21 protein-coding genes and 1 tRNA gene are annotated in these 20,621 nt (G+C 58.1%); 9 read left to right on the top strand and 13 right to left on the bottom strand.

The annotated features are described in order from the left end of the window. Positions 1-186: 186 nt before the first annotated feature. Complete coding sequence (locus tag LG294_RS00220; RefSeq protein ID WP_404288373.1) at positions 187-1,224, top strand: mandelate racemase/muconate lactonizing enzyme family protein; 1,038 nt, start codon at positions 187-189, stop codon at positions 1,222-1,224. Here the strand turns inward: LG294_RS00220 and LG294_RS00215 are convergent. From LG294_RS00215 to LG294_RS00175, 9 genes are all read right to left on the bottom strand, one after another. Beyond that, positions 1,221-1,937: a glycerophosphodiester phosphodiesterase family protein gene (locus LG294_RS00215; protein ID WP_404288371.1), complete on the bottom strand. Its 717-nt coding sequence runs from the start codon at positions 1,935-1,937 to the stop codon at positions 1,221-1,223. The two genes, LG294_RS00220 and LG294_RS00215, sit on opposite strands and share 4 nt — an antisense overlap. Then, a complete protein-coding gene (locus LG294_RS00210) occupies positions 1,934-2,728 on the bottom strand; it encodes an HAD family hydrolase (protein ID WP_404288369.1) in 795 nt (264 codons plus the stop codon). Before LG294_RS00210 ends, LG294_RS00215 begins: the two co-directional genes overlap by 4 nt. Next, on the bottom strand, positions 2,725-3,630 hold the full coding sequence (locus tag LG294_RS00205; protein ID WP_404288367.1) for a carbohydrate kinase: 906 nt from the start codon (positions 3,628-3,630) through the stop codon (positions 2,725-2,727). The genes LG294_RS00210 and LG294_RS00205 overlap by 4 nt, the downstream gene beginning before the upstream one ends. Next, the gene (locus LG294_RS00200) at positions 3,627-4,301 is read right to left on the bottom strand and encodes an alpha/beta hydrolase (RefSeq protein ID WP_404288365.1); all 675 of its coding nucleotides are present in this window, start codon (positions 4,299-4,301) and stop codon (positions 3,627-3,629) included. Before LG294_RS00200 ends, LG294_RS00205 begins: the two co-directional genes overlap by 4 nt. A gap of 2 nt (positions 4,302-4,303) precedes the next feature. After that, positions 4,304-5,092 carry an enoyl-CoA hydratase/isomerase family protein gene (locus LG294_RS00195; protein ID WP_404288363.1) on the bottom strand — a complete coding sequence of 263 codons (789 nt, stop codon included), beginning with the start codon at positions 5,090-5,092 and terminating at the stop codon, positions 4,304-4,306. A gap of 42 nt (positions 5,093-5,134) precedes the next feature. Further along, a complete protein-coding gene (locus tag LG294_RS00190; protein ID WP_404288361.1) occupies positions 5,135-5,854 on the bottom strand; it encodes a LysR family transcriptional regulator substrate-binding protein in 720 nt (239 codons plus the stop codon). Positions 5,855-5,949: 95 nt separating this feature from the next. After that, positions 5,950-6,381, bottom strand: a complete 432-nt coding sequence (locus tag LG294_RS00185; RefSeq protein WP_404288359.1) for a universal stress protein — start codon at positions 6,379-6,381, stop codon at positions 5,950-5,952. 77 nt (positions 6,382-6,458) lie between these two features. Then, positions 6,459-7,157 carry a dienelactone hydrolase family protein gene (locus LG294_RS00180; RefSeq protein ID WP_404288357.1) on the bottom strand — a complete coding sequence of 233 codons (699 nt, stop codon included), beginning with the start codon at positions 7,155-7,157 and terminating at the stop codon, positions 6,459-6,461. A 91-nt stretch (positions 7,158-7,248) separates the two neighbouring features. Further along, on the bottom strand, positions 7,249-8,208 hold the full coding sequence (locus tag LG294_RS00175) for a nucleoside hydrolase (RefSeq protein ID WP_404288355.1): 960 nt from the start codon (positions 8,206-8,208) through the stop codon (positions 7,249-7,251). Positions 8,209-8,347: 139 nt separating this feature from the next. Here LG294_RS00175 and LG294_RS00170 point away from each other — a divergent pair, with 139 nt between their 5' ends. Continuing rightward, on the top strand, positions 8,348-9,391 hold the full coding sequence (locus tag LG294_RS00170) for a LacI family DNA-binding transcriptional regulator (RefSeq protein WP_404288353.1): 1,044 nt from the start codon (positions 8,348-8,350) through the stop codon (positions 9,389-9,391). On the opposite strand, the gene LG294_RS00165 is transcribed toward LG294_RS00170, so the two are convergent. Further along, positions 9,392-9,907 (bottom strand): YdeI/OmpD-associated family protein, encoded by a 516-nt coding sequence (locus LG294_RS00165; RefSeq protein WP_404288351.1) that lies wholly within the window; start codon positions 9,905-9,907, stop codon positions 9,392-9,394. Positions 9,908-10,222: 315 nt separating this feature from the next. After that, positions 10,223-10,306, bottom strand: a tRNA-Leu gene (locus LG294_RS00160). Positions 10,307-10,576: 270 nt separating this feature from the next. Between LG294_RS00160 and LG294_RS00155 the strand changes: the two genes are divergently transcribed. Genes LG294_RS00155 through pknB form a run of 7 tightly spaced genes read left to right on the top strand, consistent with a single transcriptional unit; the run spans position 10,577 to position 19,805 of the window. Further along, on the top strand, positions 10,577-11,401 hold the full coding sequence (locus LG294_RS00155; RefSeq protein WP_404288349.1) for an FhaA domain-containing protein: 825 nt from the start codon (positions 10,577-10,579) through the stop codon (positions 11,399-11,401). Further along, a complete protein-coding gene (locus LG294_RS00150) occupies positions 11,398-11,877 on the top strand; it encodes an FHA domain-containing protein (protein WP_404288347.1) in 480 nt (159 codons plus the stop codon). The genes LG294_RS00155 and LG294_RS00150 overlap by 4 nt, the downstream gene beginning before the upstream one ends. 3 nt (positions 11,878-11,880) lie before the next feature. Beyond that, positions 11,881-13,278: a PP2C family protein-serine/threonine phosphatase gene (locus LG294_RS00145; RefSeq protein WP_404288345.1), complete on the top strand. Its 1,398-nt coding sequence runs from the start codon at positions 11,881-11,883 to the stop codon at positions 13,276-13,278. Further along, the gene (locus LG294_RS00140) at positions 13,275-14,663 is read left to right on the top strand and encodes an FtsW/RodA/SpoVE family cell cycle protein (RefSeq protein WP_404288343.1); all 1,389 of its coding nucleotides are present in this window, start codon (positions 13,275-13,277) and stop codon (positions 14,661-14,663) included. The genes LG294_RS00145 and LG294_RS00140 overlap by 4 nt, the downstream gene beginning before the upstream one ends. Continuing rightward, entirely contained in the window at positions 14,660-16,120 is a 1,461-nt protein-coding gene (locus tag LG294_RS00135; RefSeq protein WP_404288341.1) for a penicillin-binding transpeptidase domain-containing protein, read from the top strand. The genes LG294_RS00140 and LG294_RS00135 overlap by 4 nt, the downstream gene beginning before the upstream one ends. After that, positions 16,117-17,913 (top strand): protein kinase, encoded by a 1,797-nt coding sequence (locus LG294_RS00130; RefSeq protein ID WP_404288339.1) that lies wholly within the window; start codon positions 16,117-16,119, stop codon positions 17,911-17,913. The genes LG294_RS00135 and LG294_RS00130 overlap by 4 nt, the downstream gene beginning before the upstream one ends. Beyond that, a complete protein-coding gene (gene pknB, locus LG294_RS00125) occupies positions 17,910-19,805 on the top strand; it encodes a Stk1 family PASTA domain-containing Ser/Thr kinase (RefSeq protein ID WP_404288337.1) in 1,896 nt (631 codons plus the stop codon). Before LG294_RS00130 ends, pknB begins: the two co-directional genes overlap by 4 nt. Here the strand turns inward: pknB and LG294_RS00120 are convergent, their stop codons facing one another. Both LG294_RS00120 and LG294_RS00115 read right to left on the bottom strand, forming a co-directional pair. Beyond that, positions 19,806-20,450: an anthranilate synthase component II gene (locus LG294_RS00120; protein WP_404288335.1), complete on the bottom strand. Its 645-nt coding sequence runs from the start codon at positions 20,448-20,450 to the stop codon at positions 19,806-19,808. Continuing rightward, a complete protein-coding gene (locus LG294_RS00115) occupies positions 20,447-20,614 on the bottom strand; it encodes a hypothetical protein (protein ID WP_404288333.1) in 168 nt (55 codons plus the stop codon). Before LG294_RS00115 ends, LG294_RS00120 begins: the two co-directional genes overlap by 4 nt. Positions 20,615-20,621 lie beyond the last annotated feature (7 nt).

Here is a 20,621-nt window from a genome sequence, read left to right as displayed (position 1 = left end):
AAAAAACGAAGGATTGATGCATTGACTCAAGTCAAACTTAGAATAAAGGATTACATTCAGTCTATTGAGTTGCTTTTGATTTCCATGCCATTCGACGCCGGACGCCAAGAACTCGAAGATTCCGATGTGGAATCAATCGATACATTCAATGCATCGTCGCGAAATTTCACCCATATGGAATCACTCATGGTCAAGATCCGTACCACAAACGGGCTTACCGGATGGGGTGAAGCCTTTGGCCACAAATCAAACCCTGCCACTTGGGCGGCACTGGAAGAGATCGTCGGCCCATTTTTTATCGGCCAAGAAACCGGGATCGCCACTTCCATGCCCGCGGCCGAGTATTCATTTCATGCTTTCGGGCGGACCGGTCCGGTTCACTACGCGCTCTCAGCAATAGATATCGCGCTGTGGGACCTCGAGGCGCAGCAAGCGGAGGTGACGCTACGCGAATACATCGAGCCTGGATCGCGAGACCAGATCCACGCCTACGCGTCGTTGGTCCACTACGCCGAAGATCCGCACGAAGTTTCATCCCACGTGAAACAGGCGCAAAGCATGGGATTTAGGGCCTTCAAACTGCATGAATCCACCCGTGAGGCTATTGCCGCCGCCCGCCGGAGCATAGGTAGCGCACCACTGATGGTGGACGTCAATTGCGCTTGGGATCCGGACAGTGCAGCGCAGGCAATCGCAAGCTTTGAAGCATTGGATCTGCTCTGGGTTGAAGAACCAATCTTTCCACCCGATTCCACGACGGGTCTACGTGAACTCAACGCTCGCTTCGCAAACATCTCAGCCGGGGAAAACCACTCGGGAGTTGCCGGGCTCATCTCGGCCATGGAATCCAAAACGCTCAGCTTTGCGCAACCGAGCGTAGGCAAAATCGGTGGGATCTCGGCAATGCTCAGGGTCCGCCAGGCAGGCAAACGACTTGGTATTCCAGTGGTGCCGCACAACTTCTACTACGGGCCTGCGTTGCTTGCGAGCGCTCAAATACTCGCGCTCGACCCACCCCAGTTCCTCATCAACGGGACGCCGCTTCCGGAGTTGGAGATTCCGTTTGTGAAATGGGAGCAAACTTTGCATCCCCTGCACGCACCACATCAATCTGCCATGGATCAGAACGGTAGGATCGAACTGCCGCAGGCCCCCGGCCTTGGGTTCGATCCAGATGCGAAGATATTGGAGAAGTATCTAGTCAAACGCGTGTTATTGAATTAACCAAGCACCTTGACCAGCAGTTCGGCTTCGTCGCTGACAATCGCATCCACGTTTTTATCGATCAGCATTCGCATGGTCGGCTCATCATTGATGACCCACACATGCACCTGCACCCGCGCGTCATGTGCGGCACGGATAAAACGCGAGGTAACCACCGGCAGGAATCCCTGCTTGAGGGGCACCTGCACCGCCCAAAAATCCCTAATGAGCCGCTTAGGCACGCGGCCAAAAACCATGGCGCACAACCAGATCAACGCCATCTCACGAATGCCGGGGGAACGTTTCATCGGGCTGGAAATGAGATGCTGCACCGCGGCACTGCGTGAGGTATCAAATGACGCCAAGGCGATCTGCCGGTGGCAGCCCAGCTCTTCGATCAAACGGGCAAGCGGCGCTATTACCTGCTCGTCCTTGACATCGATGTTCACCAGCGCTTCGGGGAAACTGCGCAATAATTCGGCGAGAGTGCACAACGGCTGCCCTGCAACGCGCACCGAAGCAAGTTCTTCGTCCGTGCGGTCCCCCAGCGGTCCTGTGGCATCGGTAACCCGGTCCAGGGTCTCATCGTGGAATGCGTATACCGTGCCGTCCTTTGAAGATCGCACATCCGTTTCCAAGTGGGTAATGCCCAAGTCCCACGCACGTTGAAACGCGATCAGCGTGTTCTCTTCGCCAGCTCGTCGTACGCCACGGTGCGTGAACGCGTAGGTCATTTCAACAGACCCTCGATGACCTGCGCGACTCCGTCTGCCTCGAGGGTGTCAGCTGTGTGCTGCGCGGTGGCTAAGGCCAGCGGGTGGCCGGAGGCCATTGCATAACCGTGGCCTGCGTATTCGAGCATCTCGAGGTCGTTGGGCATATCTCCGAAGGCCATGACTTCATCGGCGGTAATGCCCAGTTCGCGGCAGTACACGTCGAGAGTGGTGGCCTTGTGGATGTCGACATGAGCCATTTCCAGCAGCGAAACATCGAAAGCGGAGTGAGTCACCGAAAGAAGTTTTTCCAGTTCCGGGGCGACAGCGGCATAGAACTCATCGATGGGCAGAGTTTTGGAGCGAGCCAAAAACTTCACGATGCCCTCCTGGTCGATGACTTCCGAGTTTAGATCCAATACCGACTGGCTGCCAAGGGTCCGATGGCGCTCGGCAAAGTTCTCGCCCAGGTGCAATCCGCGAGTGGTCTCGGCCGCAAAAGCGGCGTTCGGCTCATGCTTCAAGATAATCTCTGCTGCCGCTCTGGCGGTAGCAGAGGTGAGCGTGCGGGACCAGATGACGCAGTCTTTCTCCAGATCGTAGAGCACCGCGCCATTTGAGCAGATCACCGTCCCCATCCCGCCGAAGGCTTCGATGATGGGGGTGAGCCAGCGAAACGGGCGGCCGGTGACGAAGACGATGTGAATTCCGGCTTCGCGGGCGTCCAGGAAGGCGCGGCGAGTTCGTTCACTGATGCTCCCGTCGCGCGCCACGATGGTTCCGTCGAGATCTGAGGCGATCAGCTTGATCATGAAAGTTCCTCGCGGTTCGGCGGGTTCGCGCCGGCGCGTCCCACGGTGACCGACGCGGCGCGCGCGGCAAAATCCAGGGCTTGCTCGAGCTGGTCCACGGCAAGGTGGGCCAGCTTTTCACGGTTCGCCGCACCGATCAGCCCATGTTCGGCCAGCCAGCACAATAGGGCCGCGGTGAAGGTATCTCCGGCGCCAACGGTGTCCGTGACCTCAACGGCCTGCGCGGTGTGCTCGGACTCGCCCGCGCGCACCACTCCCCAAGAGCCACGCGATCCGGCGGTTGCTACGACGATTGCCGGACCCATCGCCAGCCAAGCGCGCGCCGACTCGTGCACCGAACGCATCGGGTAGAGCCATTTCAGGTCGATCCCTGAGACTCGGACAACATCGGCTTGGCCCACGTATTGCTCGACCTCGGCAACTGTTTGGGCGTGATTGGTCACTAGCGAGGGGCGCAGGTTCGGGTCATAGCTGATGGTGGCGTGACGACGTGCGGCCGCCAGCAATGGAAGCAGCTCATCGGGGCTGAAGAGCGTGGCAATGGATCCGGTGTGCACCAGTTCGGTGTCCTGCGCCAGTTCGGGACCGATGGTGGGCATTTGCCAGAAAGCGTTGAATGCGAAGGTCGCGCCACCTGCGGGATCCAGGATTCCGTGGGCGATAACCGTCGGCTCATCATCGGCGCCGCCGAGGTACTTAACGTCGTTCTCGGCCAGGAAGCGTTCGATTTTTGCACCCTTTTCATCCTGACCCCAGCGGGTAATCAGGGTGCCCGGGTAACCTAAACGGGCCAGTGAGACGGCGACGTTCAGCGGGCTTCCGCCCACAAATTCTTTCGCCGGGGCAATTCCAGAGGCCAATACGTCGACCAGCGCCTCACCTATGACCGTCGGGTTCATCATGCTCCTTTGTAGTGCAGCGGATACAGCGCCTTAACGCACGCCTCCCACTGATGGCTGGACGGATCGATCCAAGTGAAATGATCGCCATCAAAAATCCGTAAGGAGTGCTGCTGGCCTAGTGCCGCGGCATGATCGGCCGCGCGCCGGGCAATTTTCACCGGGACATCCGCATCGGCCCGTCCATGAAAGATTACGACACGCGCCCCCATCGGCCATAATTCCACGGGGTTCAGCGTGGACAAATCACAGTCGCCGAGCATTTCGTTGACCGCGTTGTTGCTCAGCCGCAGCGTCCGGGCAAGCTGCAGATCGAGCAGGCCGGCCTGGGAAATTACCTGGCTGACCCGCTCCTCGTGGGCTGCGAGCAGGCATGCGAGATGTCCACCTGCGGAATGCCCGATCAGGGTGATCGGACCCTCTTCCTTGATCAAAGCCAGTGCAAGCCGGGCATCCGACAGCATTTTTGCTGCGCTGCCCGGCCCTCGCCGGTATTCAAGGTTATAAGTGGGGATGCCTCTTGAGGCCAAGTCCACGGCTAGTGGCACACCGAGCTGCGCGGTGTACTTTTCGCGCCAATATCCGCCATGGATGATCATCACCGCACCCTGCGCGGTAACCTCTTCAGGGGCATAGAAGCGTAGCCACTGATCCTGATGCGCCCCGTAGTGCATGGCTAGTTTCCGGGGAAGTTCGCGGCACGTTTCTCAACGAAAGCCGCCCGGCCCTCCACGGAATCAGCGGTGTTAAAGGCCTCACGGAAGCTCTGAGCCTCCAGGTCGAGAGCTTCATGGACGTTGACCGAGTCCATTTTGACCATGGCACGCTTAGCGTTCGCCACGGCGGTCGGGGAAACCTTCGCCATTTCCTCGATGCTCGCGACGGCTTGATGCAGCAGTTCTTCCGGGGCCGCCAAGCGGTTCGCTAGGCCAATGCGCAGTGCCTCCTCGGCTTTAATCCGGCGGCCGGTGAAGATCAGTTCCCGTGCCATCGCATTTCCCACGCGGCGTGGCAGACGTACCGATCCACCGAATCCGGGCACCAGGCCGAGCGTAACCTCGGGCTGTCCGAAACTCGCCTTCTGCGAGGCGTAGATGAAGTCGCACGCCAAGGCGAGTTCGCACCCGCCGCCCAGCGCGAAACCATTCACGGCCGCGATCACCGGTAACTGCAGCGATTCGAGCCGCTCGGTGACCTGGTGCATGCGTCGGCCGTAGGCCTCGGCGGCAGCGGCGTCCATCGTGTTCATCTGCACGATATTTGCCCCGGCTACGAAAGCCTTCTCTCCCGCACCGGTGATGACGACTCCACGGTGCTTGAACCCACTGGATTCAAGGTAGTCAAGGGCCCGCTCGAGGTCTGCGACGACCTCAAGTGCGAGCGCGTTCATCGAGGCAGGCTGGTTGATGGTGATAATCAGGGCGCTGCCCTGCGTGCTTAGACTGAGGGTATCGAATTGCTCCATATTGCATACTCTCTCATGTCTCTAGCATGGCTGACTAGGTTATTATCGGCGCTTGCGGGATTTGGCCCCACCTGAACGCGCCTTGGCCTTAGCTTGTTTTTCTTGCTTTGCGCGCAGCTTCGCTTTTTCCTTGGCTGCCGCACGCAGCTTGTCATTAACTGCCTTGGCTTCTTGCTGGGTGCTGCGCACCGAGGCCTGGCGCGAGGAGTTTGCGCCGCGTCCGCGGACGATGCCGATGAATTCATCGACCATTTCGGTATCCTCCAGGGCCGTAGGCCAGGCGATGCCGATCTGTGTTCTCGCTCCGCCTTCGATGATGCGGTAAACCACGTCTTTGCGCTGGTACAGCCGGGCGATGCTCTGCGGAACGCGCAGGACCTGGGCGCCGGAGGCTACAACTTCCATCGCTATCGGGGTCCCGCCGACCTCTTCTGGGTACTCGGACAGATCAAGCTGCGGGAATTTCGCGACTTCCTGCTCATCGATGGTTTCCTCGTAGTACTCCACATCGTGGTCCTTGGCCGCGCAGACCACCTCGAGCTCTTCGTAGAGCGGAATGACGTGGCGGCTGGCGTCCTTCGGCGAATCTCCGGCGTAGCGCACGAATACCGCATCGGCCTGATCTGCTGCCAGTAGCTGGAGGATATCGTCGCCGTCATAACGCGAGGGCACGAACTCGACCTGCGGGTAGCGTTCGGTGAAGCGATCTATCCACTTGCCCGGGGTGACGCCTGCTACGTAGGAAACTCGAAGTTTTTGCACGATTAAAGCCTACTGGTCTTTTGCTCGGATGGGGTTCGGTTAAAGCACTGCGGCGGGCTAGGAATGATCCATGCCCGCCGCAGTTCAAATTTCGCTTACTTGTCGGTCTTGACCACAAGCACGTCGCATGGAGCCGAGTGGGCTACCGAGGAGGCGACCGAGCCGAGCACGCGGCCCAGACCCTTCATGCCAACGTTGCCAACGACGATCATCGAGGCACCGCGGTCGGTTGCATCGGCGATCAAGACGTCGCCTGGCTTGCCGTGGCCGGCAGCGGCGCTGATCTTCACGCCTGGTACCGCATTGCGCACGTCATTTGCCACACGCTGGGCCAGCTTGCGGGCCTGCTCGGCGTCGTCGAGGATCCAGGTGTCACTGCCGATGGAAACGACCTCGGTGTTGTCCGAGGCGTGTGCGGTGAGCACCACCAGTTCGGCGTCGAGCTTCACTGCAAGTTCGGCCGCACGGCGAGCTGCACGCTGCGCGGTTTCGGAACCGTCAACACCCACGAGAATAGTTTCAGACATTAATTTCTCCTTGAATTTGGATTGCTTCGGAAGTATTCGAGGCATACACCAACTGTGATGCCTACCACTTTATGTGCTTAGTTGGCTTTTTGTCGCAAAAAGTCGACGGCGCGCTGCCAGGCTAAGGCCGCGAGCTGTGCGTCGTAGTTGCCCGCAGGGTTCTCGTCGTTATGGAATGCGTGTTTGGCGTCGTAGTAGAAGTACTGAACCTCAGCACCGGATTCTCGGCGGATTTGCTCCTCCTGGGCCTTGGCCACAGCGGCCGGGTAGGAGTCGTCAAAGTTCGCGTAATGGCCTTGGATTGCCGCGCGCACTGCGCTGAATTCATTGGGTACGCCCTGGCCTACACCGTAGAACGGAACCGCAGCGTTGATCTTTTCGCCCTGCTGAGCTGCCAGCTGCAAGACGAAACCGCCGCCCATGCAAAAGCCAATGGTTCCCAGCTTGCTGCCGGTGACATTGTCGCTGGCGAGCAGGTAGTCGACCGCACCGGACAAGAGCTGTGCGCCCTTGTCTTCTGGCAGTTCGGACATCATCTTGCCGGCCTCGTCGCCATCATGGGTGATCCAGCCGCCGTAGAGATCCGGAGCCAACGCGACAAAACCTTGGGCAGCCAAACGATCAGCGATATCGCGAATGTGGTCAGTCAGCCCCCACCATTCTTGGATCACGATGACGCCGGGACCTTTACCGGACTCTGGAAGCGCAAGATAACCGTGCGCCTGAGTTCCGGACGATTCGAATGTTACGTTCTGGTGCGGGGTTTTGACTGCCACTTCGCCTCCTGAGCTGTATTTATCTCCAGTCTATGCACGACGGTGCGCTTTGGCATTGACTGTCATCACAATTCGACGGATTTTGCCGAAATTACTCTGTTAGCTCGACCTCACCGATGCGTTCCAAGGAGTCGACCACCAGATCCCAGAAGCGCTCGTGATCCAGGTCCACGGCCACCGAGGTGTGGCAGTCGGCCGAGGCTGGGGCGCGGAAGTCAGCCACCGTCATTCCAAGGGTCAACTCGCCGCGCAGCTCAACACTGACCGGAGCGCGCAGGGTTCGCACCACTGTCGGGTCGATGACATAGGCCACGGCGCAGGGATCATGTACCGGTGGGGCGTCAAAACCCTGGTGATCACGGTAGGCCTGCGCGAAGAAGTCCATGAGCTCTCGCACGAACTTTGCCGGACCGGTGCCAATTCGCTCGATGCGTTCCACGACCTCCTTGGTGGCCAGTGCCTGATGGGTGAGATCCAAGCCCACCATGACGACCGGCCACTTCTCATTGAAGACGATATGCGCCGCTTCCGGGTCGATCTTGATGTTAAATTCGGCAACGGCGCTCCAGTTGCCGGTATGGTAGCCGCCGCCCATCAGCACAACCTCGCGCACACGTTCGACAATGCGCGGTTCGCGGCGCACGGCCAGCGCGATATTCGTCAATGCCCCGGTGGGCACCAGCGTAATTTCGCCCGGTTCGTGCGACATGATTATTTCGATGATCAGATCCACGGCATGGCGCTCGTCTAATTCGATTCGCGGTTTAGGCTGAGCCGGGCCGTCCATCCCGGAGTCGCCATGCACTTGGGGAGCGGTTTCGATATTGCGGACCAGCGGGCGGGGGCAACCGGCAGCGAATGGCACTCCGGTGATCCCGGCGATGGTACCCACTGCCAGTGCATTGTCGGTAACTTTTTCTAACGTCTGATTTCCAACGACGGTAGTTACCGCAAGCAGCTCGATCTGCGGATTTCCGTGTGCCAACAGAATGGCGACCGCGTCGTCGTGCCCCGGATCGCAGTCGAGGATGATCTTGCGTGGTGTACTCATTTGCGCCCTTGATCCGCCCGATAGCCGACTACCGGGAGCTCGATGTGTAGTTATCCTTGATTCTTCCCCGGATAGCACAAAGCGTCAAGCGCTTAACTGTATGCATTGCATGCCCTGCACGGCACACTAGGATGGAGCCATGAATAATGGTGATTCGTCGAACGGAACCCAGCCAGCGCGTAAGGTCACTGCTGCCATGGTCGCGGCTCATGCTGGAGTTTCCACGGCAACTGTCTCGCTGGTGGCCAATGGCAAGTCCAGCGGCCGAGTCTCCAACCGAAACGAAGCACGCGTCCGCGAGTCGATCCGCGAGCTCGGATACTACGTGGATAGCATCGGCAGTTCACTGGCTCGGGGGGTCAGCTCGCTGGTCATCTTGGTGGCTCCGGATATTTCCAACCCATTCTTCGCTAAGCTCATCGCCGGGGTGCGCGGGGTTCTTGGCGAAGATTACCAGCTGCTGCTTTCGGTCACCGACGCCGGCCTATCCCCCAGCGCCGCCGAAATCCGGCGCCTGCTGGGCCTGCGCCCAGCCGGACTGCTCGTCCATGCGCCCACACCGGAATTCCTCGCTGAGCTATCCAGCCCACTGCCACTGATTGCACTCGATGCACCGGATGCGCCGGACAACGTTCCGTCGGTAAATTTTGACGTACTCCAAGGCGCTCGAGAGGTGGCCGCTCATCTGGCCTCACAGGGGCATCGCAAGGTTGGCTACCTAGACGCAACCACCGGAACAGCCACACTGCGCATGCGGCGCGAAGCCTTCCTAAGCGCAGCAGCCGAACACGGCATGGAAGTTCCGGCAGCCGCGATCAGATCGTCAACCATTGAAATGGGGGATGCGGCAGAGACCTTCTCAGCGAACTGGAAACAATGGAAAAACGCTGGCATCACCGCGTTGGCCTGCGCCACCGACACGCATGCCTACGGCGTATTGCACGGCGCAAGCGTAGCGGGAGTGCGGATCCCGCAGGAGCTAGCGGTCACCGGCTTCGATGACCTGCCATTCTCTGCCACGTCCAACCCTTCGCTGACCAGCGTTCGCCTCGATGCCCAAACCGTTGGCATTCAAGCCGCGCAGGCTTTACGGACCCTGATCGACGGGAAGAACCTTGAGCAGTCCCAATTGCTGTTGTCCAGCGAGCTGATGGTTCGCGCTTCCAGCGGCGGAGCCCAGTAGCTAGTCGATGAGCTTTCCGCTCTTGGCAACTTCTGGGTCGGTGCAGGAAGACAAGTCAAAGCAGCACGGACGCCTCTTGCCATCGCGCAGCTTGGAAATACTGACCTCCACCCGCCGCTCACGGGTCGAAGTGTTTTTCGTCGATTCGACCCAACGCGCCCACTCCCATCTGGCCATGGGAGTCAGCCCGTCCCAGGTGTCTTGCAGATCGCTCGCCTCGGCAAGGGCCCCGGCCAGATCTTCCGGGAGGGTTACCTCTGGCCACCGATCTGCGATTGCCACCTTCAATATGGTGTTCTGCCCTAGTTCAAGATCAAGCTGCTCGGCTGGCAGCCAATGACCACGCCGCCCATCTGGTTCCAAGACGACACTTTGGTCTGAATCCACCAGGCGCACAGCCACCTGCCCACGACTGGGTAGTTTTTGACTCGATTCCTGATCGAAGTGCAATACCAGTCGGCTCTTGATTTGGCGGACAGCTCCTGCCAGCTCAAAGATTTTGTTGGTGTCGACCATGATGCCCCATCAGTTTACGAAGTCTTTCCAGGCCGATTCTATGTGATGGGCAATGAAGAGAACACGGCTGGATAGAAAGCCGGAAAAGTGAAGCCTCCCACACCCGGCCGATAATTTTCTCGGGTGAAGCCGATTGCATAGATAGCGGGCAGCGAATTATTGCGAGGATTTACTGGGTTCTCTAGATAACCTTTGGTCCCCGTGCCGCGAGAACTTGCGGCGAAGTCCAAAAATCGAAATCGAGACTACACGCAGATTAACAAAAAGAACCTCTCACTTGGTCTTTACAGACTAGTGAGAGGTTCTTTTCTCATGTGCGCGAGGGGGGACTTGAACCCCCACGCCCTTGCGAGCACTGGCACCTGAAGCCAGCGCGTCTACCAATTCCGCCACTCGCGCATGATTCCCGCTCTCGCGGCAACAAGAAATAGCTTACACGCATCTTTTATTGTTCACCTAATCAGAGGACCCACATGTGCTTAGCGCCACATGAAACCTTTTGGGCCGCTGGTGCGTTGAATATGATGCTGGTCGTTCCTTCAAGGATATTTCCGGGAATTGCACAGCTGTAAACAGTAAGATCGAAAATGAAGTTCTGTGTCGCGAGGGCATTAGACCAATACCGCCAGGCCTAGAAACGGCGTGGTTTACAGGAAAGGAGCACACGTAATGAGCTTTCTCGACAACGTCGAACGAGGCTTAGAGAAGGTCGTCACCAGCTTCTTTCGTGGCACCAGCACCGCAGATATTAAGCCGGTTGAACTCTCCAGCGCCCTACGCAATGAAATGGATCGCGGAATTCTTACGATCAGCGAGGGCCGCAGTCTTGCTCCGAACGATTTCATCGTCTCGTTGAGCGACAAAGACTTCGCAACAGCCAAGGCATGGGGCTCACCTGTAGTCAACGAGATGGCCAAGGTCACCGCGGAGCATGCGGTGAGCCAAGGCTATTCGGTTCAAGGAAACATCATGATTCATTTCGTGAATTCCCAAGAGCTGAAGTCCGGCGAAATGGAAGTTTCCGGTTCCATCAAGGACTCCAGCGCTAACCCGGTTGCTTCGGCCCCGGTGAAGGCAAAAACCCCCGCACCGCAGCAGGAACGGGCCGCCTCGACTCCGTCCCCAAAAACCACTGCACAGCCACGCCCTACTCCCCCGCCGGCGGCACCGGTCGCCTCACCACTTCCCAAACAGGCGGTTGTCGAGGTCAATGGACAACGTTTCGCGCTTCATCACCATTCGATCGTGCTTGGGCGTTCAGCGAGCACAGACATTCCGGTGGATGACACCGGAGTTTCGCGACAGCACATCCGTGTTGAAGAGAAAGATAGGGGCACTTACGCCGTCACCGATCTGGGTTCAACCAACGGCACCTACGTGGACGGTAAAAAGATTACGGGCGAGACGCGTATATTGGACGGTTCGATCATCACTATCGGGCAGACCAAGATAGTCTTTCGCCTAATTACGCCTAGCAACGGAGGCCGTGCATGAATGATCTGGTTCTCAACCTGTTCCGACTTGGCTTTCTTGTCTTGATTTGGTTGCTCGTACTGAGCATCGTCGGTGCGATGCGCCGCGACTTGGCAATCGGCGCACGAGCTCGAACCGGAGCACCCAGCGCCCGAGCACTGAAAAAGAATCCAGAACTCGCCGAACCAGAGATGAGCACGCGCAAGTCAGCCCATACCTTGCAGATCGTGGAAGGCCCGTTGGCAGGGCGCAGCATTCCATTGCAGGGCCAGCCGATCATGTTTGGCCGCGCGCAGGATGCCACTGTGGTGCTCGAAGACGATTACGCTTCGGGTCGCCATGCACGACTTTTCCCGCAAGGTTCCCGGTGGTTCATTGAGGACCTTGGCTCCACCAATGGCACCTTCGTAGGAGACGCCCAGCTCACCCGCGCGCAGCCGGTGGAACCGGGACAGCGAATCCGCATCGGGAAGACTGTTCTGGAATTGAAGGCTTAGCCAATGGCGTTAAAGTTTAAATTCGCTGCGATGTCCGACGTCGGACGCGTACGCAAAAAGAACGATGACTCCGCATATGCCGGCGAGTACCTTGCGGTGCTTGCCGATGGAATGGGCGGGCACGTCGGCGGCGATGTGGCTTCAGCGTCCACCGTGCTAGATCTGGTGCATCTAGACCAACGATTCACCGCCGACCCGCAAAACGCGCTTCCCGATGAAATTCAGGCGGCCAATCTGGTTCTCAATGAACTGGTAGGCGCGAACCCGAAGCTTTCGGGGATGGGTACCACTGTCACCTCGCTGTTGCTTTCGGACGAAACGCTGCATATGGCTCACATTGGGGACTCCCGGGCATATCGGCTGAAAAACAACGAATTTGAACAGATCAGCCGCGACCACACTTTCGTTCAGCGGCTTGTCGAAGAGGGGCGAATTCAACCCCACGAGGCGGAGACGCACCCGCATAAGAACGTTTTGTTGCGCGTGCTTGGCGATTCGGATGCCTCCCCCGAACTTGATGTGCAACAGCTAGAGGCAACCGCCGGAGAACGCTGGCTGTTGTGCTCCGACGGTCTGACCGACGCGGTAGCTGTGCCCGTTATCGAACAAATCATACGCGGCACCGCAGACATGAATGCTGCAGTCAATGAACTAGTGGCTACGACCCTGCGCAATGGCGCCCCGGATAACGTCACCGTGGTCATATTTGAGCTAGTCGAGGTGGACGAGTCTGAAGACTCCGAACCCTCCGTTCTCGAGCCGGCGCCGGATACCGGCCAGCTGACAATTGCCGCTGAAGGCGATATCGAGGCGAGCGCTTCGGTCTTGCGACATGAAATTTCTCAGCGGCCCCATCTCTTGGTCGGGGCAGCTCAGCTTGCCACGCAGACCGGGCAGATACCGGTAGTCACCCAACACACCGGCGAGCGACGCGCCGCTGCGCTGTTGACGCACCGCTCACCAGCTGCCGGCGAAATCCTTGATCCACTCGAGTCCAGGGCGCCGCACCGCCGCTGGATCATGCCGCTGCTGCTGACCATGATCACTATTTTGGTGATCGGGCTCGGGGTCTGGGGCTACATGTGGACGCAAACTCAATTCTTTGTTGGCGCTGTCGGAGATAAGGTCGCCATCTACAAGGGCGTTCCACAAGAGCTCGGCCCGATCTCGCTCTCCGAGGTTGATACGGTCAGCAGCATCCCACTCGAAGCGTTGCCAGAGTATGCGCGTCAACGAGTCGAATCAGCGATCCCGGCAGACAGCCTCGAACATGCAAGCATGATGATTCAGGAGTTGCTGGTAACAGCGAAACAGAATTGTCCGGTCATGGCCCCAAGCACAAACGGAGCCAGCAATGACATTCCCTTACCGCCAGCCTACTGTCAGGAGATCATGCGATGAGCGAACTGCACACCGCACCGGTTCCACGGCGCAACCTTGAGCTGGTCCTGCTACTGCTGGCACTGAGCGTCGGCGCCGCGGCCTTCTTCCTCGTTGGAAGTTCATCGGACAGCGACGACAGCAAAGACTTCTTTGTACAAACCGGAATTTTGGCTGGACTCGCGCTGCTGATGCACATTATGCTACGCATCTTCGCAAAATATGCCGATCCAGTAATACTTCCAATTACGGTGGCTTTGAACTCACTTGGCCTCGCCATGATTCACCGCATTGATTTGGCTAAAACCACGAGTCAATCGATGCGCCAGCTGCTCTGGACGGCCATTGCGGTGATCATTGCTGCCATCGTTTTATGGGCAATCCGCGACCATCGAATGCTTCGCCGCTTCACCTATATTGCCTTGTTGGCATCGATCATCTTGCTGCTTTTGCCAATGATTCCCGGTTTCGGCGTGACTATAAACGGTGCCCGAATTTGGGTTCGGCTCGGCGCATTCTCGATGCAGCCAGGCGAGCTGGCAAAGATCACCTTGTCGATCTTCTTTGCAGGATACCTCTCCTCCAACCGAGATCTAATTTTGATGGCCGGTCGTAAAATCGGCCCACTTCAGCTGCCACGCCTGCGAGACATGGCTCCGATGGTTGTGGCCTGGGTCTTGTCTATCGGCGTACTGGTGGTCCAGCGCGATCTAGGTTCCTCGATTCTCTTCTTTGGCCTTTTCATCGTGATGATCTATGTGGCTACCGCGCGCATCTCCTGGGTGCTGATCGGTTTGCTCATGGTTGCGGCTGGCGGTGTCTTCGCAGCTACGACGATGAGTCACGTGACTCGGCGCATCGACGTCTGGCTCAATGCATTCGACCCGGAGATTTACCAGGCCAGAGGCGGCAGCATGCAGATTGTCGAAGGCCTCTTCGGCATGGCCGATGGCGGCCTCTTCGGTACTGGTCTAGGGGAAGGATCCCCATACCGTGTGCCGCTAGCAAACTCGGACATGATCATTGCTTCCTTCGGTGAAGAGCTCGGCCTGATTGGCCTGACTGCAATTATCTTGCTGTATATGCTGCTGATCAGCCGCGGATTGCGCGCTGCTTTGGGTTCGCGAGATACCTTCGGCAAGCTGCTTGCCGCAGGTTTATCTTTCACCCTGGGACTGCAGTGCATTGTCATCATCGGCGGAGTATCCCGCTTGATTCCACTGACCGGTCTGGCCACTCCATTTATGGCTGCCGGCGGCTCCTCCTTGCTCGCTAACTGGATCATCATCTCGTTGTTGCTGATGATTTCGCATAACTCGCGCCGCCCGATGACCGGTGGCGTGGGACCTACAGACGAGATTGCGACCCCGGGAGCTACAACCCCTAAGGCGGTGAAGAACGTATGAATCAAGCCATTAAGCGTGTTTGGATCGCACTGACCATGATGTTTGTTATTTGCCTGGCCGGGTTGAGCTACATCCAGTTCTTCAGCTCCGAGAAGCTTGCCGACAACGCATTAAATAAGCGCCAGCTCTTCCGTGAGTTCGACCTGCCGCGAGGTGCCATTTTGGTGGATGGCAAGCCCATTGCCGAATCGGTGCCCACCGACGACGGTCAATTCACCTATCAGCGCCAGTACAACGACCCTGAGCAATACGCTCACCTAACCGGCTACTACTCGTTGGCCAATGGCAGCACACACCTAGAGTCCGAGCTCAATGACTGGTTGACCGGAAGCAGTTCCGACCTTGTCTTCGACCGGCTCACCGCGATGTTCACCGGACAGACCGCCGAAGGTGCCTCAGTCGAGTTGACCATCGATGGTGAGCTGCAAAAGAAGGCCTACGAGATGATTCCCGATGGGCTACGCGCCACCATTGTGGTGACGGATCCGAAAACCGGGGACATTTTGGCTATGGCTTCGAAGCCGAGCTACGATCCGAACGATTTGGCGGTTCATTCAACCTCGGTCGCGGCCGAGAACATGAAGAAGCTGACAAACGTTAAGGGCTTGAGCCCTTATACCAATCCGGCCATCGGCCATCTGGTCGCACCGGGCTCCTCATTCAAGATCTTGAGTACCGTAGCAGCGCTTGAATCCGGTGAATATGATCTGGATACCGTGTTGGATAACCCAACCAAGGTCACCTTGCCGGGAACCAACACTCCGCTTGGCAACTTTGAAGAGGGCATCTGTGCTCGCCGCCCGCAGGCGAAATTGGATTTCATTTTCACCCAGAGCTGTAATACCCCATTCGTTGGCATCAGCGAGAAGCTCGGCGCGGAAGCCTACGAGGATGTTACCGAACGCTTCGGTTTTGGGCAGCAGCTGAACATTCCGCAGTCCGTCACTGCCAGCGTATTCCCCACGGGGATCACTGCTTCGGAGTTGGCGATGTCCACCATCGGCCAGTTTGATACCAAGACCACCCCTTTGGAGATGAATATGGTTGCCATGGCTATCGCCAATGACGGGGTGATTATGCAGCCAAATATGGTCGATAAGGTTATAGCTCCGGATTTGCGAGTTATCGAAGATCCTAAACCGAAAGCGTTCTCCACGGCTACGACCAAAGAAGTCGCCAACACGGTGGCAGATTTGATGAAGGGACCGGTCACTTCCGGCACCGCGATGAACGCCGCGGTACCGGGCGTAGACCTGCGAGTCAAGACTGGTACCGCTCAGGTCCGGACCGAAGACGACGGAACCCCGATCGTGAATTCCTGGATTACCGGTTTCGCACCGGGCGATGATCCTCAAGTGGCTATCACGGTCAATATTGAGCAAGTAGATTACAACACCGGCCACAACACGGCCGGGTCACTGATGAAGAAGATGACAGAGGCGGTGTTCAACAAGTGAGGCCAGTAACGGGCACCACCTTGGGCGGTCGATACAAGCTGACCGACCGCATCGCGATCGGTGGCATGGGCGAGGTCTGGAAGGCACGAGACCAGGTTCTCGGACGCCTTGTAGCGATCAAAATTCTAAAAGAGGAATACACGGACAACGAGAGCTTTTTGACTCGTTTCCGCGTCGAGGCGCGCCATACGGCGCTGCTGAACCACTCGGGCATTGCCGGAGTTTTTGATTACGGTGAGGAACAGGGTTCCGCCTACCTGGTCATGGAACTCGTTCCCGGCCCGCCGCTTTCGACGATTATTGAACGCGAACGCAAGCTCGACGTTGACCGCACCTTGTCGCTGATCGCTCAAACCGCACGTGCGTTGGCCGCGGCCCACGAGCACGGTCTGGTTCACCGCGACGTGAAGCCGGGAAATATCCTGGTCATGCCTACCGGTGTCGTGAAGATTACCGATTTCGGCATCGCCCGTCTGGCCGATCAGGTCCCGCTGACCGCCACCGGACAGGTAATGGGCACCGCTCAGTATTTGGCCCCGGAGCAAGCCACCGGGCAGATCGCCACCGGCAGCTCGGATATCTACGCGTTGGGCGTCATCGGCTACGAATGCCTTGCAGGTCGTCGTCCATTCACCGGAGAATCGCAGATCGCCATCGCGTTGGCTCAAGTCAACGACGCACCTCCAGCCCTGCCGGACTCGCTTCCGGCACCGGTGCGACAGCTGATCATGTCGATGCTCGCCAAAAATCCGGCAGACCGGCCAGCCAATGCCAATTCGTTGGCCGACGCCGCCGAGGCACTGCGCAAGGGCGATACGGACACCGCGACCATCGCAGTACCCGGAATGCTGATCACCGGTGTGCAGGATGATGCTACGCAGGCGCTGAACATCGCAGATGACGCGACACGCGTGGTGACTCCGGTGGAAACCGCACCGCCATTGACAGATGCCATGCCGACGGTAGTTGCGCCGGCAGAAGCCGGACTAGCCGCTGCAGGTTACGACGACGAAGACTTCGATGAGCGTCAGGTGGACCGCCAAGAAGATTACCCCGATGAAAAGCGAAACCCGTGGATCATTCCATTGGTCGTTGTCATCGTGTTGGCCGCACTCATCGCCCTCGGCGCATGGCTGATTCCTAAGATCAACTCGTCGAACGAGGAGCCAACCGTTCCGCCGGCCAGCACCACCGCCTCGGTGGAGAGCTCCGAGCCGAGCGAGGAAACTACCGAGCCGAGTGACGAGACCACGGAACCCAGCGTCGAGACGACCGAAGCTTCGGAGACTGCGCAGTTCGTGACCGTCCCATCTAATTTGGTCGGCCAAGATATCGACACGGTGACCAGCAGGCTGACTTCACTTGGCTTAGAAGTTGATGCCACGGCCGTTGAATCCACCGATGACGATCCGGGCGAGGTTCTTTCGGTTTCCCCAACCGGCAGCGTTGAACCAGGATCCACCATCAAGGTCAGCTATGCCAAGGCGCCTGAGATGACCGAGGTTCCCGCGGTAACCGGCATGAGCTATGAGGCTGCGCAGAAGCTGTTGCAGGACTCCGGCCTTGCGGTGGCTAAGGGCGGGGAAGAATACGACTCTTCTGTAGCGAACACGGTACTGAGCCAGTCTCCTGTCGAAGGCACCCAGGTCACCCCGGGATCGCGTATCTCCTTGGTGATTTCCTTGGGCCCAGAACCTGAGGAATCCCCCACGCCAACGCCTACCCCAACCCCTACGCCTACCGCGACCGAGTCAGCAGCACCAGAAGAAACAGGCACAAGCGAAGCACCATGAGTGAATTTGATGCATTGCCGCCAGGCTTGCCCCGGCTGATCGCCGACCGCTACGAAATTCACTCGTTGATCGGCCGCGGAGGCATGGCCGACGTTTATTTGGCCACCGATCGTACGCTCGCGCGTAAAGTTGCGGTGAAGGTTCTGCGGCAAGACACCGCAGATAATCCGATGGTGGTCAATAGGTTCCGTCGCGAGGCGAAATCCGTGGCCGGACTGAGCCACCCGAATATCGTAGCGGTCTATGACACCGGTGAACTGCCGGCCGCTGAACACAGTAACTCCACCTCACCATATATCGTCATGGAATACGTCTCCGGGCGAACCCTCAAGCAGGTACTCAGCGAAGAGCAGGTCGACGAGCAGTATGCGGTCGAACTGATCCGCGGGGTCTGCGATGCACTGGATCATTCGCATATGAAGAATGTGGTGCACCGCGATATCAAACCGGCAAACATCATGTTGACCGATGAGGGCCACGTGAAACTCATGGACTTCGGGATCGCCCGAGCCATGGACACTTCAGCCACGATGACGCAGACCGCCGCCGTGGTTGGCACCGCGCAATACTTCTCCCCCGAACAAGCACGCGGTGAGCTGGTGGATTACCGTTCGGATATTTACTCCTCCGGTTGCCTCTTCTATGAGCTGATCACCCGCCAGCCGCCTTTCACCGGAGACTCCCCGGTCTCCGTGGCCTACCAGCATGTTGGTGAAAACCCCGTTCCGCCGAGTGAAGTCAACAGCGCACTGCCGGAAATCTATGACCCGGTGGTGCTCAAATCCTTGGCCAAGGAACGAGACCAACGCTTCCAGTCTGCAGGAGCCTTTGCATCGGCCCTAGAGGACGCGCTAAACGGCATTGAATACCGGGATGAGTCGGCGACGATCCTCGCCGCGTCCGTGCCGTTTTATGAACAGACAGAGGAAAGTTCTTCACCCCAACACCCGGTCACCAATGAGCACCCGGTCTTCTCCGCCCGTTCAGATGCGCGCGAGACCGAGCATCGGTCTAATCGTGGCTTGATTTGGTTGTTGACCATCATTGCCTTGGTCGCGGTGGGCATCGCCAGCTTCCTTGTCATCCGGTCGTTGCAAGCGGAGGCCGAACAGCGCGCGCCCGTAGCAGTCCCCGAGGTTAAGAACCTCTCGGAGAACGATGCCACACGTTTACTAAACGATGCGACCTTCAAGGTGGACGTCGAGCATGAATTCAGCGACGACATCGATGAGAATAAGGTGACGCGCACCGACCCGGACAACGGAACCAATCTTCCCAAGGATTCCACGGTGAAGCTTTTCATCTCCGACGGATCCGAAGATCGGAGCATTCCGGAATCTTTGGAGAACCAATCCGAGGTAGCCGCCCGCGATGCAATCCGCGAGGCCGGTCTAGTGGTAGGCGAGGTCAGCCGCAAAAACCACCCGAGCATCCCTACCGACTGGGTGATTGGAACTAGCCCAGAGCTAGGCTCGAAGGTCAAGGCTGGTTCGACCGTTGACCTGATTCTTTCAACGGGTATGGTCAAGGTTCCAGATGTCTCCGGGATGAGCCGTGAGGAGGCGGAGGAAGCGTTAACCGCAGATGATGTGGGATTGCGCGCACAGTTCGTTGAGATCGAAAGCGATTCGGAGCCAGGCACTCTTTTCCTGCAGGAACCCGTCTCCGGCACGGAGGTCGCTCAGGGATCCCTGGTGAAGGTATCTGAAGCGATCGAACGAGTAGTACCCACTCCCAGCGAAACGCCTACCCCCTCGGACTCCTCCAATGAATCTGAGGAATCCGAGGGAACGGACGAACCAGAAGAAGTTAATTCTTCGAAGCCAGAACCTTCAAAGCCTCCCCAGTCCACAAATGGAAATGGGAAAGGCAGAGGGAACCAGAACGGGTAGCTACTCGCCGCTAAATAGCGGGCTGAGGGTCGCAGCTTTCCTGGACGCGCCCTGCAGGCCGACGAACTCCAACCAATTGCCGAGCATCTGGTAACCCTGTTCGGTGAGCACAGATTCTGGGTGGTACTGCAGTCCCCATAGTGGAGCGCTGCGGTGCGCCAAGCCCATGATGACTCCCCCGGCGGTCTGCGCGATAATTTCCAATGCCTCCGGAATGCTCTCCCGCACAGCAGCCAGAGAATGGTAGCGCGTTGCGGTAAATGGGTTGGCAACGTCCTTGAACACCGGATGATTTTCATGGCTGACCAATGAGGTCTTTCCATGCATCAGTTCTTCGGCATGTGTGACGGTGCCTCCATAAGCTTCGGCCAACGCTTGGTGGCCAAGGCAGACGCCGAGCATCGGCTTGGAGTTTGCGCCGCACCATTTGATCAAGTCGATGCTCACTCCCGCTCCCGCAGGATCCCCTGGCCCGGGAGAGATCAATACTCCGTCGTATCCGGAAGCAAGTTTAATCGCCTGTTCTAGGCTAATCATGTCATTGCGGTACACCGTGGTTTCCGCGCCGAGCTCTTGAAGGTAACCGACGAGGGTATAAACGAAGCTATCGTAATTGTCGATTACGAGGATCTTGGTGGTGCTCACGGGGTTAGCTGGCCAATCGTAGAGTCGGTAAAGGGGCTGTACTGCGACAGCCAAGGGAAAACATACACCATCAGCAATAACACGACCGCGGCGATCAGGATCAATGCCTCAATAATGCGTAACCACACCGGCCCGGGCAGATTTCGAAAAATCCATGCGTACATTATTTCT

The organism is Glutamicibacter arilaitensis (assembly GCF_044793945.1).
GTDB lineage: Bacteria > Actinomycetota > Actinomycetes > Actinomycetales > Micrococcaceae > Glutamicibacter > Glutamicibacter arilaitensis_B.
This window is presented reverse-complemented; position numbering and strand designations above follow the sequence as displayed.